The 16,300-nt window shown below is 41.7% G+C and carries 8 protein-coding genes; 5 read left to right on the top strand and 3 right to left on the bottom strand.

What is annotated here, in order from left to right; genetic code table 11:
* Window positions 1-191 precede the first annotated feature (191 nt).
* The 5 genes from OQ289_RS01410 to OQ289_RS01430 all read left to right on the top strand — a co-directional run bounded on the left by OQ289_RS01410 (window position 192) and on the right by OQ289_RS01430 (window position 9,477).
* On the top strand, window positions 192-3,491 hold the full coding sequence (locus OQ289_RS01410) for a TonB-dependent receptor (RefSeq protein ID WP_270089088.1): 3,300 nt from the start codon (window positions 192-194) through the stop codon (window positions 3,489-3,491).
* Window positions 3,492-3,514: 23 nt separating this feature from the next.
* The gene (locus OQ289_RS01415; protein ID WP_270089089.1) at window positions 3,515-5,296 is read left to right on the top strand and encodes a RagB/SusD family nutrient uptake outer membrane protein; all 1,782 of its coding nucleotides are present in this window, start codon (window positions 3,515-3,517) and stop codon (window positions 5,294-5,296) included.
* Window positions 5,297-5,354: 58 nt separating this feature from the next.
* Complete coding sequence (locus OQ289_RS01420) at window positions 5,355-6,590, top strand: glycosyltransferase WbsX family protein (RefSeq protein WP_270089090.1); 1,236 nt, start codon at window positions 5,355-5,357, stop codon at window positions 6,588-6,590.
* Between the two features lie 253 nt (window positions 6,591-6,843).
* Entirely contained in the window at window positions 6,844-8,154 is a 1,311-nt protein-coding gene (locus OQ289_RS01425; protein ID WP_270089091.1) for a hypothetical protein, read from the top strand.
* A gap of 9 nt (window positions 8,155-8,163) precedes the next feature.
* Window positions 8,164-9,477 carry a hypothetical protein gene (locus OQ289_RS01430; RefSeq protein ID WP_270089092.1) on the top strand — a complete coding sequence of 438 codons (1,314 nt, stop codon included), beginning with the start codon at window positions 8,164-8,166 and terminating at the stop codon, window positions 9,475-9,477.
* 1,047 nt (window positions 9,478-10,524) lie between these two features.
* Here the strand turns inward: OQ289_RS01430 and OQ289_RS01435 are convergent.
* Genes OQ289_RS01435 through OQ289_RS01445 form a run of 3 tightly spaced genes read right to left on the bottom strand, consistent with a single transcriptional unit; the run spans window position 10,525 to window position 16,214 of the window.
* Window positions 10,525-11,394 carry a metallophosphoesterase family protein gene (locus tag OQ289_RS01435; protein ID WP_270089093.1) on the bottom strand — a complete coding sequence of 290 codons (870 nt, stop codon included), beginning with the start codon at window positions 11,392-11,394 and terminating at the stop codon, window positions 10,525-10,527.
* Complete coding sequence (locus OQ289_RS01440; protein WP_270089094.1) at window positions 11,381-13,039, bottom strand: RagB/SusD family nutrient uptake outer membrane protein; 1,659 nt, start codon at window positions 13,037-13,039, stop codon at window positions 11,381-11,383. The genes OQ289_RS01435 and OQ289_RS01440 overlap by 14 nt, the downstream gene beginning before the upstream one ends.
* 13 nt (window positions 13,040-13,052) lie before the next feature.
* On the bottom strand, window positions 13,053-16,214 hold the full coding sequence (locus tag OQ289_RS01445; RefSeq protein WP_270089095.1) for a SusC/RagA family TonB-linked outer membrane protein: 3,162 nt from the start codon (window positions 16,212-16,214) through the stop codon (window positions 13,053-13,055).
* Window positions 16,215-16,300: the final 86 nt, after the last annotated feature.

A 16,300-nucleotide genomic window follows, 5' to 3' on the forward strand; every position in this document is an offset into this window, starting at 1 on the left:
TAGTTCGAACAAAGCAGAATTCCGACGGCTATCAGAATTCTGCAGATATACCGGGCTCTATAAATGAGGAGTTAACAAATCACCAATTATAAACCAAGCATACAAACTTAGCAAAATAAAAGCAGAGGACGTATGTAAATCTAAATTACAGATCAATGAAATTTGATGAATTAATACAATTTTTTCGGGTTATGAGACTGACTTTAATACTGTTGCTTGCCGGCGTATTCCAAGTGTCGGCTTATACCTATGCACAACGTATCCATTTAACAGCAAAAGACGCCTCGTTGGAATCTGTACTAGTCGATCTCCAGCAACAAAGCGGGTTTAATTTTTTATTCAAGGCCGAGTACTTCAATCGTGCGAAGCCCGTGACCTTGAAAGTTAGGGATAAGACGCTGAATGAAGTATTGTCGGTTGTACTGGCTGATCAACCTTTTGACTATCAAATCAAGGGAAACTTTGTGTCGCTGATACCTAAAAAAGGACGATCTCCTAGCGAATCTATGAAGCAGCAACAGATTGAAGGTGTGGTAACCGATTCATTAGGCACCCCATTGGAAGGTGTCTCCGTCTTGGTAAAAAGCACTGCACGAGGTACATCGACAGATGTTAATGGTGTTTTTTACATAGATGCCAAGCAGGGAGAAGTACTGGAATTCAAGAACGTGGGTTATGTGACACGAGAACTGGTCGTGTCGGCTGCCCAGTCCAAAATAACAGTACGCTTATCCGCAATTTCCTCTGCGCTGGATGAGGTCGTAGTGGTCGCTTACGGCAGCCAGAAAAAAGAGACAGTCACGGGAGCAGTTGCATCCATATCTACCAAAGAAATAAAGCAAAGCCCTGCGGCCAACCTTGCCGTAACACTAGCGGGGCGCTTGCCGGGGCTTACTACCGTCCAACAGAGCGGCGAACCAGGAAGAGACTTGACCAGTTTATACTTACGTGGGCAACGTACCTTGAACGGACAAGCACCACTGATCATGGTAGATGGTGTGCCTCGGGAGCTTACCTATATCGATCCGAATGAAGTACAGACCGTCACTATTTTGAAAGATGCCTCTGCTACAGCTGTATTTGGGGTGAGGGGAGCCAATGGCGTCATCCTTGTAACCACCCGACGCGGTATTTCTGAAAAGCCTGAAATATCTTTTTCAAGTGAGACCGGAATACAGCAATTCAATCGGCTCCCGAATCCCGTCAATTCAGCAGAATATGCCGAATTATCCAATCAAGCTTGGATGAACGACGGCCGCCCTGCCTTTTCAAAATTTAGCGAGCAAGCAATTTTGCACTATCGCAACCAAGATCGTCCTGATATCTATCCAGACAATGACTGGATGGATATATTGACCAAGGACAATACGATGCAACAGCGTTTTAATTTGAATGTGAGTGGACAGGCAAAAGCAAAAGCCATGCGCTACTTTGTCAATGTTGGTGCGCTCAGCCAAAATGGACTGTGGAAAACCGAACAAACGGACTACAATGCCAATAGCTCCTTAAAACGCTATAATTTCCGCTCGAATATCGATCTTGAACTCAATAAAAATCTGCGTGCTTTTCTCAATGTTGCCGGATATTTAGAGCTGATAAATGCTCCAAATCCAGATCGTGGCACCGATCAATTATTGTATTATTCCTATATCTATCCCGCTACTATGCCCGGACCGCTTACGCCGGATGGTCAGGTATTGACCACGCTATCTGAATCTAACCCGCCATGGGCGCTCATTAATCGCTCAGGCTATCGACAGCAAAAAAATGTCAACGTAACGGCTTCCTACGGTATGGAGCAGAAGTTGGATTTTGTAACCCCGGGTCTTTCTGCCAAAGTAATGGCATCCTTCGACACGCGGACTATTTATCGGGTCGATGCTCGTCAAACATTCCAGCAATGGATCATGGATTTAGTTCCTGATGAAAATGGAGTGGAACAACCCGTCTACCGTCGGCGTGATCAGCAGGAAAATACACCATTGGCACTGAGCAATAGTTCAGATTTCATGTCATATTTTAATTTACAAGGATCTTTAAATTATAGTCGTGAATTTGGCGAGCACGCCTTTACAGGTTTGTTGTTGTTTCAACAGGACGAGCAGATTCTTAATGGTGACAGATTGCCCTACCGGATTATGGGAGCTGCATCTCGGTTGACTTATGGGTATAAAAGTAAATATTTTGTTGAATTTAATGCCGGTTACAATGGTTCAGAGCAATTTTCGCGTGGCAACCGTTTTGGATTTTTCCCTTCTGTTTCAGGTAGCTGGATCGTGACCCGAGAGAAGTTCCTAGCGGCCAACGATGTATTGAGCCTATTAAAGCTACGGGCTTCCTACGGTAAAGTTGGAAATGACCGGCTGGGCGGGGCTCGTTTTTTATATCTTGATAACATTAGTTTGGCTGGAGGTGGTTATAATCCTAGTTTATTTAATGGACAAAAAATCAATGAAATATTGATAGGTAACCCCAGTCTGCGTTGGGAGGTAAGTTCGAAAGTCAATTTAGGATTTGAAATTGGTCTATTTAATCAATTTGATGTGGTCGTGGATGTTTTCAACGAAAATACGGACAATATGCTTATCAATAGGCAACAGGTATCTCAAATAATTGGGTTATCGGGTCTGCCGCCTATCAATGCAGGAGTGGTGAAAAATAAGGGCTATGAAATCGAATTAAGGTATCGTAAAAACTTTAAACCAGACTTCGGTTTCCATGCCAATTTAAACTTTAACTATGCTAAGAACAATTTAGTATACAATGACGAACCTTTGCGGACCGAAGATTATGCTTTCCGCTATAGGCAGCAGGGATTCCCCATTGGTCAGCAGTTTGGCTATTTAACCGATGGCTTCTGGAGGAGTCAGGAGGAAATCGACCAATCTGGCCTTACTTATCAAATTGGATTGGGACAGCCTCGGCCTGGGGACCTTAAATATAGGGATTTAACCGGTGACCAAATCATCAGCGAGCACGATATTGCACCTATTTTATACTCCAGTGTTCCGCAATATACCTTTGGAGGGGCCTTTAGTCTCAACTACAAAGATTTTGATATTTCATTCTTGCTACAAGGTGTCGCCAACGTAAGTAAAGGATATACCGGAAATGGTATCTTTGAGAATGCCGGGGGGACGAGTGTATTTTTTGATATCCATCGAAATGCGTGGACCCCCGAAAGAGCCGCCAATGGTGAGAAGATTTCTTATCCTGCCTTAGGTTCGTCCACCAACACCAATCATGTAGCCAACCAATTTTTTATTTGGGACGCATCCTATCTGCGAGTTAAGAATGTAGAAGTGGGCTACACATTCCCCCTTTCGATCAAATCAAAATTACACTTGCAAAATTTGCGGATATATGCCAATGCATTGAACCCGCTCACCTGGGATCGTATGCCAACAAAAGCCTATGACCCCGAGATAAGTTGGGTATTGGCATATCCCATTCAGCGGGTGTTTAACTTCGGGATTAATGTTGTTTTTTAATTTATTACCAACCAAAAAATAGAATGAAAACTAAATTTCTATCCATCATACTCTTGGGATTAATGGCAGTAGCAACCAGCTGCAAGAAATACCTAGACATTACTCCAGACGGTCGCATTTCGATGGACGATGTCTGGAATGACCCCAAAATGGCTGCAGCCTATCTCAATAGTGCCTATACCAATATGAATGTCAACCAAGGCGGAGCGCGTTATTTTACCTATGCTTTTTTGGAAAGCATAACCGATCTTTTTCATGATTCAGATGATCTCGAGCCGGATGCTCTGATTGCTAATATGTGGTACAAGGGAAGTTTGACACCTTCCTACGATCCTACCCAGCATCACGACGCTGCTCGCAATGGAAATGTCTACCAGGCATACTGGTCAGGGATTAGGCAATGCAATGTGTTTTTAGCCAACATTGACAAAGCGGTAATGAATACCGAGCTTGATCGTGCGCGTTTTAGAGCTGAAGTTAAGGTTTTAAGAGCATGGTATTATTTGCAGCTGTGTCGTAAATACGGACCTATGCCTATCATAAAAGAGCCCTTGCCCATCGATATGGACTTTAAAGGGCTAAAGCGTCCAGAATCATTCCAAGAAATCGCCGACTACATTGACCAGGAATGGCAAGATTTGAAAAATGTCCCCGAGCTACCCTGGCGGATTACCGTAGCTACAGAAAAAGGCAGGATGACCAAAGCAGTGATGTTACTTTTGCGTTCTCGTGCGCAGCTCTATGCCGCAAGCCCCTTGTATAACCCGGCCAATGATCCCGTAAAATGGGAGAAAGCCCGAGACTATGCTCGGGAGGCTATTGATTTATTGAAAGCAAACGGTAACTATCAGCTCTATCATGATTCCGATATCGGAGAGCAGTCTTACGAGAACTACTTTATCACCAATCAAGATTTTAGTCAATCACCACGTGATAAGGAGACGATTATGGAAAATCAGTTACCTACCTCTCTATACAATGGGTTCATTACCGGTATGAACGGATTTCCACAACGCGGTGATTTGGAGAAAGCAGGAAGTTGCCCCACACAAGAGCTAGTTGATATGTATGACGTACAATCCTCAGGCTTGCCCGTATTGGACCCTTCCAAGCCTTATTTGGACAATGATCATTTGCAGCCAAACTATTTTACAGCTTCTGGATATGACAGCCAGCATCCCTACGAAAATAGGGACCCCCGTTTTGCTGCTACCGTTTTTTACAATGGGTCTTATTCTCCCGGTACAGGAATAACCTTGCAAACCTATGTAGGAGGAGGATCTGAACTTCGGTCCTCTGATAGACGATACACGAGGACAGGTTACTATCTGAGAAAATTCATCAATCAAAATGTACCTGCCGGTCAAAATCCGGGGACCATTTGGAAAAGTATGCGTTTTGCAGAATTGTACCTCAACTTGGCCGAGGCTGAAAATGAGGTCAATGGTCCGGGGCAGGCCGTGACAGCAGCGATGAAGCCGATAAGGGATCGTGCACATATGCCAGACATTCCTCAACAAATTACCGATAAGAACATCATGAGAGCCTATCTGCAGAAAGAGCGTGCCGTTGAACTCGCATTGGAAGAGCAGCGAGTATGGGATGTCCGTCGCTGGAAAATATTAGATAAAACCGATAAACTCGTTACTGGAATGCGAATAACTAAGCAAAATGATGATATCTATAAGTATGAGCGTTTTGTAGTAGGGCACCGCGATTCATGGTCAGACAAATTTTTGATTTTTCCGATACCACTGACCGAAGTAGCTGTTTTAGGCAATGATTGGCAAAACCCAGGATGGTAAGCTAGTAATATGGACCAATGAATCTGAGCTTAATCTTCATTAAAAACAAACTATACCGATGAAAACAAAAACAAGAATATTGTTCATCACATACGTCCTTGTATGTTCGACCTTATTTTCCATTACAGGCTACGGCCAAGCGAAACAAGGAGAGAGCCGTGTAAACAAAACGACGGACTACTATGTTGCGGCCTATATCTGGCCTTCTTGTCATCATGATGAGCGTTTCGGAGATATGTTATGGCCAGAGCGTACGGGCGAATGGGAAGTCATCAAAAAGGGTACCCCTAGATTTGATGGACATTATCAACCTAAGCAGCCATTATGGGGATACGAACTGGACAATGACCCTAAAGTGATGGAGAAATGGATAGATGCGGCCACCGATCATCATGTGAATCTGTTCATATTTGATTGGTACTGGTTTGATAATGGTCCATTTCTCGAGAGCACGCTTAATGATGGTTTTCTTAAGGCAAGCAACAATGATAAAATGCAATTTTACCTAATGTGGGCCAATCATGACGTAAAGCGTAACTATTGGAACGTTCATCAATTTCAAAAGGACGAATCTGTTTTGTGGCATGGAGCCGTAGGCCGTCCTGAATTCAATAATGTAGTACACCGGGTCATAGATAAATATTTCAAGAAGGACAATTACTTTAAGATCGATGGTGCGCCGGTTTTTTATGTGTTTGACCTGAATAATTTCGTCAAAGGGCTTGGTGGTTTGGAAAAAGCAAGGATAGCACTTGAATATTTTCGCGACGAAGTCCGTCGGGCAGGTTTTCCAGATTTACATTTTCAGGTAAGAGCTGGAGGCGATATGGAGCCCAGCATACTACATGCTTCTTTGAGTGAAGGTAAAGATATCAACGAAATTGTTGCTTTCTTGGGTATAAATAGTGTAACCAAATATGGCTGGGGACAAAAAGAAGACTATCTAGAATTGGGCAAAGAGTCCATGGAGAAGCGAGAAAGACTAGATCAGACATTGAATGTCCCTTACTTTCCGAATGTGTCCATTGCTTATGATGATACACCCAGATTCCCAGCAAGTGGAAAGAAGGATGTCGTCCACTATCACGATACACCACAGACCTTTGGGGCCTTTCTGCAAAAGGCCAAGCAGTACTGCGATGATCATCCCGATCAACCAAAGCTGATTACGCTATTTTCGTGGAATGAATGGGTTGAAGGAAGCTATCTCTTGCCCGATATGAAGAATGGGTTTAAATATCTCGAGACGGTGAAGGAAGTAATGACCGGTAATTATGATAAATATACGAAATGATTTTACCGCTAAACTTATCGATGACCGAGAATGATAGGAGATTATCGTGATACATTCAAACCTAATGGAACACATTCATGAATATAATCAAGGAATACATTGTGGATAAATAATCTTACGAGATGATTGATGCAACCAAGTCTACGACCTTAAGGAATAAATCGAGTTGCTGCATCACCTTTAAAAAACAAACCGAGTGAAACGAACTCATGGATACAAATGAGAGAAAACACTTCTCAATAATGATATACAGATGAAAAATTTATTTAGCGGCATCTTTATTTGCATCAGCTGCTTTGCTTGTAGCAAATCCAATGATGAGAATATTGCACTCACCCGTGCCGATGCTAGTCGCCTTGACAAAGCGATCAAGGCCAATGTCAACAGCGCACAAGATAGCTTTGTAATAAGTACCTTTCATGGTGTTCCGGGCACGGTAACCCCTTATTACCAGCAAATTTTGGAAAATACCAAATTGGCCAACTTTACACATTTTGAAACCACGTTTACTTCTGCTACCGGCAATTTAGAGGCCTTACGTATTGCCGAAGAATTGGGCTTGAAAGTCATTGTCCAAGACTATACGAGGTTTGGAGGATTTCAGAACTACCCAGCACAAATAGCCAATACCACCCCCACAAGTGTAGCTGAAGCGGTAGCGATGTATGGCGCTTATCGTTCATTTGCTGGGTATTTTGTCTGGGATGAACCCTTTTTGCAGCAATTGCCTCAAGTCAAGCAGGATTTGGATCTTTTAAAGCAGGCCGATCCCCAAAAGCTATTTCACATCGTAACCCTGCAGTCTTATAGCCCCACTTATACTTGGCAAAATGCACAATATCCTGCATACATTAATGCCCTCTTGTCGACTGTTCAGCCACCCATGTTGTCTACAAATTATTACGTATTCGACCAAGATATAGATAATGGAGTAGCGTTGACAGATTCCAAATTGTGGAAGGATTGGGGATTTATTCGTAAAAGAGCCTATGAAGGAGGAATCCCATTTTGGCTATATACGCAGTTGATGGGTGATATTCCAGGAAGTGCCCCCGGAAATATGACGGTCCCCAAGGTTGCAGTCCAAAACTACAGCGCTCTGGCATTGGGAGCCAAGGGAATTTCTTATTACAATACCATTAATGGTATTTTTGATGATCAAGGTACTCCTAATAGTCTATATCAAGGAGTCAAGGAATTAAACAAAGAGATATCTGTCATCGGTAATAAGCTTCTTAACACTCTTCCGGTCCTTGTCTATCCTACTATGGGGCTGTTGCATGGAGATTATCTCCATGTCATGTCACAATCACAACTTGTGAATTATGCGCCACCCGGCCTGTTGATTGCCGAATTTCGACGTGTTGAAGACACCACCACCTACCTGTTGGTCGTCAACCTCGATTATGCACAGCCCCATTCAGGTTCTATACAGCTAGATGCCGCTATAAACCTATTCTTGATCGACAAAGAAGATGGAGACGAACAGGCCGTTGCCTCCAATACAAGCGTTGTGAATTATGACCTACCCCCGGGTAGAGGGGAGTTATACCTCTTAAAATAGGCATTCGATATGAAGTATAGTTTTAGCTTAGCCTTTATTTTCACTTTCAGTCTGACCAACGGTCAGGCTGAAGGGAAAAATTCGACCATATCCCATTTTGCAGATTCGGCTAGTATCCTCAATTCTGACATTATGGACATCAAGAGTGTTCAGGATAGTTTCGTGATCAGCACCTTTCACGGTGTCCCGAGCACTCCATCGCCCTCTTATCAACGATTTTTGGAGAATACCAAGTTGGCAAATTTTACACATTTTGAAACCACATTCACCTCCTCTGCCGGTAATCTAGAGGCACTACGTATTGCAGAAGGTTTAGGCCTGAAGGTCATCGTCCAAGACTATGCAAGGTTCGGTGGATTTCAAAACTACCCAGCGCAGATAGCCAATACGACCAAGGCCAGCGTGGCAGAAGCCAAGGCCATGTACGGTAAGTATCGGTCTTTTGCAGGCTATTATATATGGGATGAACCTTTCTTAGAACAATTGCCCCAAGTTGGAAAGGACCTAGGTCTATTGAGACAGGCCGATCCCGATAAGTTGTTTGTAGTCACCACCCTCCAATCCTATAGTCCTACCTATACGTGGGAAAATGGACTGTACGCTATATATATGGATTCGCTCTTATCTACTGTCCAGCCGCCTATCCTTATTACAGATTATTATGTATTTGAAGAAGATATCGATAAGGGAGTTAAGCTTGAAGATTCCAAACTATGGAAAGATTGGGGATTCATTCGTAAACGAGCCGCTGAAGAAGGGATTCCTTTTTGGCTCTATATACAGTTGATGGGTGATATTCGGGGAAATTCCCCCGGAAATATGACAGTTCCGAAGGTGGCATTTCAAAATTATAGTGCGTTGGCCTTTGGAGCCAAAGGAATCTCTTATTACAATACCATCCATGGTATCATTGATCATGAAGGCATCCCGAATCACTTGTTCGAAGGAGTTAAGGAATTAAATAGAGAAACTGCCGTCATCGGCAACAAACTGCTCCATACCCTGTCAGAACGTATTTACTCCACCATGAGGCTGTTGCATGGTGACTATATGGATACCCTGTCAGACTCAGATATCGTGCAAAAGGCACCCGAAGGCCTGCTGATTGGCGAGTTTAGAAAGATGGCAGACGGGGGCAAATATGTATTGGTCGTTAACACGGATTATGAGCAGCCCCATTCAGGTGCAATACAATTAAATCAGGCAAAGGATGTATTTTTGATTGATAAGGAAAATGGGAAAGAGCGGGCTATAGCGCCAGGTGCCCGAGTTGTGTATTATGATTTACTGCCCGGAAGAGGAGCATTGTATCTTCTTAAATGAACTTAGATTATTGCCATATAGGTAACCCCCGGCTAGCCGCAATATTTTTCCCTGCCTCGAGGGTAGCAGTATTATTTTTTACAGGCTTGTGTGATACGCTCTTTTGTGCTGAGATGGGAACAAAAAAGAGAGCAAACATTAGATTGCTCTCTTTTTTATCAAATCAATCCTTTTTACCAAGAAAAGGTATAATCCTTGATTATGGATATGTCGTTTACCACAAATTCTTTATAGAATAAACAACGTTCAGTTCTCGAAAAGGCTGGCTGTTGTTATTTTTTACTTTAGTATTGCCTGCACCTTGCCCTTGGATGTATTTCGGTTTTTATCTATTTGGTATGCGCAAGGTTGTAGCAGGTGGAAATAATCGAGGAGAGAAATGACAAGCTCATTTGTTCCATTGAAAATCAAATCAAAATACAAATAATAAGCCAAATCTGTCAAGTCACTGGAGAGCTTCACAGTATCTTGTAAAGGCACTGTCGAAGATATATTCATCCTGAACAGCACAATATTCACTCTGTGCCCATATTTATAGGAGGAGATTACGGGTTTATTGCTTTCAAATATTGTCTTTGGGAGCGATATCACTTATTTTATTAGGACTTTTTGTTCAGCAGGAATCAAGAATTTGAAAATTAGCATTATTTAAAATGTACAACGCATAAAGATTATCAATAGGATGTCAAGAATATTTTATCCTTCGATATTAGTTACTACCATCGACGATTTTACGTTTTAAAATCATATTCCTTCACCTACACTTTTGGACGGTGTATCCAGTCCAAAGTAAAGCATTTAGTCCAACGAATGAGAACCTGTATCATCGGAGGTAACAGTCTAATACGGGAACCGTGAAGATGTAAATGTCTTAATTTGCGTGATTAGAATATCAACGTATCGATGACAAGAATAAAACAGTTAGGGAGATTGCTGTCAATGATTGCGCATATCAAAGTCAGATGCTTGTCTCTATACAGTAAAATAAGGTGCCTCCAACATTTGTTCGAGACACCTCACGGTAGATTGTAGTAAAGCTGGGTACAACTAAAACTCTACGAACTTGTAGGTATAACTGCTTCCTGTGACCTCAAATTTCAGAAAACCGGGGGGGCCATTTCTTTGGCCTCGCCACGATGGTCGCCCAGCGATAGCGCTTCCTGTGATAAACCGCGTCTTGCCTTTGACCTGAATATCTTCGAAATAATGCAAATGTCCCTGCAGGACCAGTTGGATATTGTATGGCTCTATCATTTCAAGGAGGACGTCTCTGTTCCGAATATTCGGCCCCATACTGACACCATTTTGAGGAATATCCAATTGATTTTGAACGGATACAATGGGGACATGCATCATGATGACAACGGGTGTCGAAGGAGAGATGTTTGATAGGTCATTTTTCAGCCAGTCTAACTGCTGCTGATCAAAGGAGGCGAAGTAAGCATAACTGGCCGCATCCAAATTATTCAAGACAACAAAATGCCAACCTTTGTAATCAAAGGAATAATACAACTCCTCAAAATATTTTTTATATAAGCCGTATTTGTACAATCGATGTGTGGAGTCTGTAGGGCTCTCTTTGTAGATTCCGAACAATTCATGATTGCCGATGCAATTGTATACGGGTGCTCTCAAAGCTTTCGTTTCATTAGCATACAATTGGAATAGTGAATCTGAAACGGCTTCATTACCCCGCATGACATCAAAGACCTGATCGCCACCGGAAAGAATGAAATCGGGATCTAGCACATTAATCTTGTCCATTGCCCGCCGGAAACCCGAAATGATGTGAGGTTCATTTTTTAAGTGCACATCTGTCATGAATACGAAACTAAAATTTTCTTGTGCCTGCTGGGCAAAGGAGGGAATACTGCAATAGAAAAGTACAGTAATCCATACGAGTTTAATAACCTTCATTTTGCTTCATTTTTTCAGTTAAATTTGCATCGATTACGATTTGAGGTATCGGAAATAGTGTATCTCTTTCGGTGATATATTGTCCTCCATTTTTATTGTATTTTCGGGTGCGCTCGATCCATTTTTGATGTCTCAATAACGTGTATCTCCTATCCTCTTCGAGGACAAGCTCTCTTGAGCGCTCGTCTAAGATGAAATCGATATTGACTTGCGATGAACTGATCTCAGATGCTCCCGCACGCCTACGGACAATGTTGATCATATCTGCAGCTTCTTTAGCTTTGCTTTGTGCAAATAATATTTCAGCATATAATAAATATGTATCGGCCAATCTTAAATAGATTTGGTCTTTGTAGTCAAGGTCACCAGCAATATTCTCGGAATCAGTATACTCAACTTTACGAGAATATGGCCAATTGACTAAAGCATTATTGGTCTCGCTGATATCTGTCTTCCAATCAAGATGTAAGGTATCGCCATACTGATATCCTGTGGGTAAAAGATCGGCTTCTGCTGGTGCATTTTGAACAGCATTTCTCAAGATAAAAAATTTGCGAATGGCATACTCACTCCCTCGGTGATCCTGCGGTTCGTACAGGTCGATTGCAAATTTGGTAAGGGAATTCCGGCCAAGTCCGCGTCCCCCTCGCTCCACACTAAATTTTAAAGGATTGATACCATTCACTTTAATGGAGTTGTAACGACTGATATGATGTCTCTTAACGAAACTATTATTGCCTCCACCGACAGTCTGCCTTTCAAATTGAAAAACCCATAAAGCTTCGGTATTACCTTCGGACCGATTGGTATTGCCATCGATAAACATATCCATAAAAGGGACACCGGGTTGTCCCTTTTTTACTCCATATCTAGCATTTACTAATTTGTAACTGGAATTTTGGACCACTTGTTCAGCATAGAAGGCCGCCGAATCCAGTCGATGGAGATTGAAGTAAGTTTCCGCCAAAAAATGTCCAACGGCGCCTTTGGAAATACGTCCTGCTAAAGGTTCTATCGGTATATGTTGTAACGCAAATTTCAAATCTTCTACTATTAACTTTTGAACATCGCCCTTTGGAGTCCGCTTCCAATTCGTGACAATATTGGATCCTTTTGTACTATTCAGATTGAGTGGAACATCTCCCCACAGATAGCTCAAATGACGATATGCCCAAGCTCGTGTTGCCTTCGCATTGGCTAATATATAGTTTTTATTCTCTATATTAGACTTTCCTGAGGCCTGCCAGTCGACTTCTATATTTTCAGCCTGTTCAATAATCGTATTTGCCGAATTGACAATACGATACAACCAGCTAAAAGTTCCGCTATAGAAGCTATTGGTCGAATTGTTATTTACCCCCCAACGGGTCGTAACGGAGTTGTATGGTGATACTTGATGATTCGAAACTAGATTGTCTGTACCTAATTTGAATAAATCACTCGTTAGGGATGATCCTCCGTCTAAACCTTCATCGGTCAGCCTAATGAGGGCATACAAACCATTAACCCCGGCATCAAACCCCGAATAATCCGTGTATAGCGTTTCGGTGGTAATCAGGTTAGGGGGCGTCTCGTTTAAGATGCTATCTTTACAAGATGCAGTTAATATTAATAGTGAAGATATTAACAGATATATTGGTTTCATGATGATTGACATTTTAATAATTGAAATTTAGGCCTATTACAAATTCTTTGGCTAATGGCTGCCCACCCCGTCCAAAATCTAGCTCAGGGTCATTTGTCGTCCATTTTGTCCAGGTATGGGGGTTTCTAACATTAGCATATACCCTAAGGTTTTTCATCCCTAGCGTTTCTTCGAAATTTCCAGGAAAATTATAGGAAAGTGTAATATCCTTCACTCGTACGAATGAAGCATCTTGATAAATGGGTAAGGTTTGTGTTTTTATGGTGTTTGCATAATATTCATTTGTTGGATTCTCAGGGGTCCACCAGTTTTTGGCGATGACATTCCTGCGAACACCAGAACTGGACGAAGCATCCTGCAGTAATGAATTAAGACGCGTAACACCATGTATCCCATGTAAAAAAACAGAAAGAGAAATTCCTTTGTAACTGAAATTATTGGTAAACCCCCATGTGAACTTTGGATCTCTTTGACCTAAAAACACTTTATCCTCATTCTCTTTTTTATAATCTCCGTCAACGTCAAGGAATTTGGAGTCTCCTGGGATATATTGGTATTTTGCGGCCTCAGCGTTTTCATCCGTCTGCCATACTCCAATGAATTTCCAATCCTGATTAATACTAATCGGTTGCCCAATAAACCAAAGATTAGCAAGGTCATCAATTTCTTTACCGTCTTCTCCTTTGATACCATACAAAGACACGATTTTGTTGCTATTACTTGCAAAATTGAAACTGCTGAACCACTTGAAATCGCCTTTAGTGATTGCCTCAAAATTGACAATTGCTTCTAATCCATTATTGTTTGTCTTACCAATATTTTGTGTGATTGAGGTAATCCCATGAACTGGAGAAATCGTCCTATTGAGCAAAAGATCATAGGTATCTGTTTGATAGTAATTGACAGAGCCACTCAATCGATTATTAAGAACTGCAAAATCCAATCCTACATTCAGCGTTTTGCTGCTTTCCCACCCTAGCTCGTCTTGTCCAAGCTTAGTGGGTACATATCCGGGCAACGGAGAGGTTCCGGATACGTTATTATTTTCTGTCAATCGAGATATTGTCTCATACGCTTTTACAGCTTGATTTCCATTTACTCCGTATGATCCTCTTATTTTTAGTTCTTGAAAGTACGCATTCAACCCAAAATGCTCCTGCGTCAAGTTCCATCCCAATCCCAGGGATGGGAATAGTCCCCATTTTTTGTTTTGTCCGAAACCAGAATAGCCGTCACGGCGTCCTGTAACTGTTAAGAGATAGCGACCGTCATAATTATAATTCATACGCAGCATCTGACTCAATAGAATCGTTTGGGAATAATCAAAAGAAGGTAGCTTATAATCTGCTTGGGCTATTGCATATTGATTGATAAAATCATGTGGAAATCCGCTGGCTTCTAATGAAGATACATCGGTCTTATTTTTTTCATAACTATAGAGGGCAGTCCAATCAAATTGGTGTTGGCCAAATGATCTCCGATAACTCATGATATTCTCCCATAATAGATAATTATTGCGACTATTTTCAGCAGTATAATAGCCTTGCTTTGTAAAACCTACTGCAGTGGTTCGGTCTCGGTAATTGCTCATATTTCCCCATTGGCGTTGCACACCAAAGTTTGTTTTATAACTCAATCCTTCAATAAAGGGTATTTGGATTTCTAGGAAATTGTTACTAAGTATCTGAAAGCTCTTTTTTTCATACTCATAGTGCATTGGCTCCAAAGGATTGACTATATCTGTAAACTCAGGCCAGGGGTACATTAACAATCGACCTTCAGCATCATACGCACTTAGAAGTGGGTTAATCCTAAGAACGTCTTCCCAATCGATAGGCGCACCTCCGAAATCAAGGCTACTTATTTGAGTATTGGTCCCTATTTTTATCGTTTTTGACAATTGGGTTTGAATTGCTACGCGACCGTTAATTCTTTCAAATTCATCGTTCAATGTCTGCCCTTGGACCTTTAAATGATTTGCAGATAGAAGAAAGTTAGTTTTATCAGCGGTACCATCGACTGTAATATTGTTGTGGACTGCGTAACCATCTCGCAGTGCTTCTTTCTTCCAATCTGTCCAAAGTCCTTCGTTCCAATTGACTTCTTCCGTTTGTGTCAAATTACCAGGTTCACGCTCTTCTTTGAATTTTCGAAACATTGCTGCGTCCATAAAAGAGGGCATATCATTGGCAGATTGAAAAGAAAACTTGCCATCATATGCCAATCTAGTCCCATGCTGGCCGCTGCCGGTTTTGGTTGTGATGATGATGACACCATTGGCTCCTCTTGACCCATAGATAGCGGTGGCGGATGCATCTTTCAAAACGTCGATGGATTTGACTTCATTCACATTAATGTCGCTGAGATTTCCAGGGTAAGGTATACCATCCATCACGATCAATGGTTCGTTACTTGCCAATATGGAATTTCGCCCTCGAATTAGTATTGAACTTTGCGGATTAGAGCCACCCATCGATTGTTGCACGACGACACCGGGAATAGCCCCTTGGATAGCTTGCGCGATATTGATCTGGGGTATCATTTCAAGACGATCCTTTGGTACAGAGCTAATTGCACCGGTCACATCGCGCCGCTTTTGCGTTCCATAACCAACGACAACAACTTCATCTAAATGATCGACCTGAGCAGAAAGGACGACATCCGAAATATCTTTATCACTGACCTTTAAAATACGTCCCTGATATCCTAAAGCACTAAATTCTAGCTCATCTCCATGTCGCACTTCGATGGTGAATGTTCCATCATTGGAGCTAAAGGTTTCTTTCTTTGAACGAAGATTTCGAATGGTAACAGCTACAATTATGTGGCCTGTGCTATCTCGGACTATCCCATGCTTGATGTACGACTGAATAAGATTACTGTTTTTTTGACTTATAAAAATAGTTTGTCCATTGATGACATATTTAAGATCCAGCGGATTAAGAAGCCGTGTTAAGAAATTCGTTAAAGACATCTGATTGGCCGAAATATCTACTTTTCTATCTAACGCTGTAAGTCGGTCGTTAAATAAAAAGTTAAAACCTGTCTGCTTTTTTATGTGATGTAGTACATCAATAGCCGGCTTCTCTTTGCTATCGATGCTTACCGTTTGAGAAAAACTTGTGGCACTCAGATGCATTGTGCAGATCAAAAGAAAGAGTGTGGTAAACTTCATTCTTAATAGCGTTTTTTTTGATAAACTGAAGAATTCAAGATTCATGAAATGTGTTTCTGTTTAGAAACCAAGACATAACGTACACC

Source organism: Sphingobacterium sp. SYP-B4668 (genome assembly GCF_027627455.1).
Classification (GTDB): Bacteria; Bacteroidota; Bacteroidia; order Sphingobacteriales; family Sphingobacteriaceae; genus Sphingobacterium.

Excerpts from the sequence above, each read along its gene's own strand:
- OQ289_RS01410 (WP_270089088.1), top strand. The coding sequence starts at position 192 with ATGAGACTGACTTTAATACTGTTGCTTGCCGGCGTATTCCAAGTGTCG.
- OQ289_RS01415 (WP_270089089.1), top strand. The coding sequence starts at position 3,515 with ATGAAAACTAAATTTCTATCCATCATACTCTTGGGATTAATGGCAGTA.
- OQ289_RS01420 (WP_270089090.1), top strand. The coding sequence starts at position 5,355 with ATGAAAACAAAAACAAGAATATTGTTCATCACATACGTCCTTGTATGT.
- OQ289_RS01425 (WP_270089091.1), top strand. The coding sequence starts at position 6,844 with ATGAAAAATTTATTTAGCGGCATCTTTATTTGCATCAGCTGCTTTGCT.
- OQ289_RS01430 (WP_270089092.1), top strand. The coding sequence starts at position 8,164 with ATGAAGTATAGTTTTAGCTTAGCCTTTATTTTCACTTTCAGTCTGACC.
- OQ289_RS01435 (WP_270089093.1), bottom strand. The coding sequence starts at position 11,394 with ATGAAGGTTATTAAACTCGTATGGATTACTGTACTTTTCTATTGCAGT.
- OQ289_RS01440 (WP_270089094.1), bottom strand. The coding sequence starts at position 13,039 with ATGAAACCAATATATCTGTTAATATCTTCACTATTAATATTAACTGCA.
- OQ289_RS01445 (WP_270089095.1), bottom strand. The coding sequence starts at position 16,214 with ATGAAGTTTACCACACTCTTTCTTTTGATCTGCACAATGCATCTGAGT.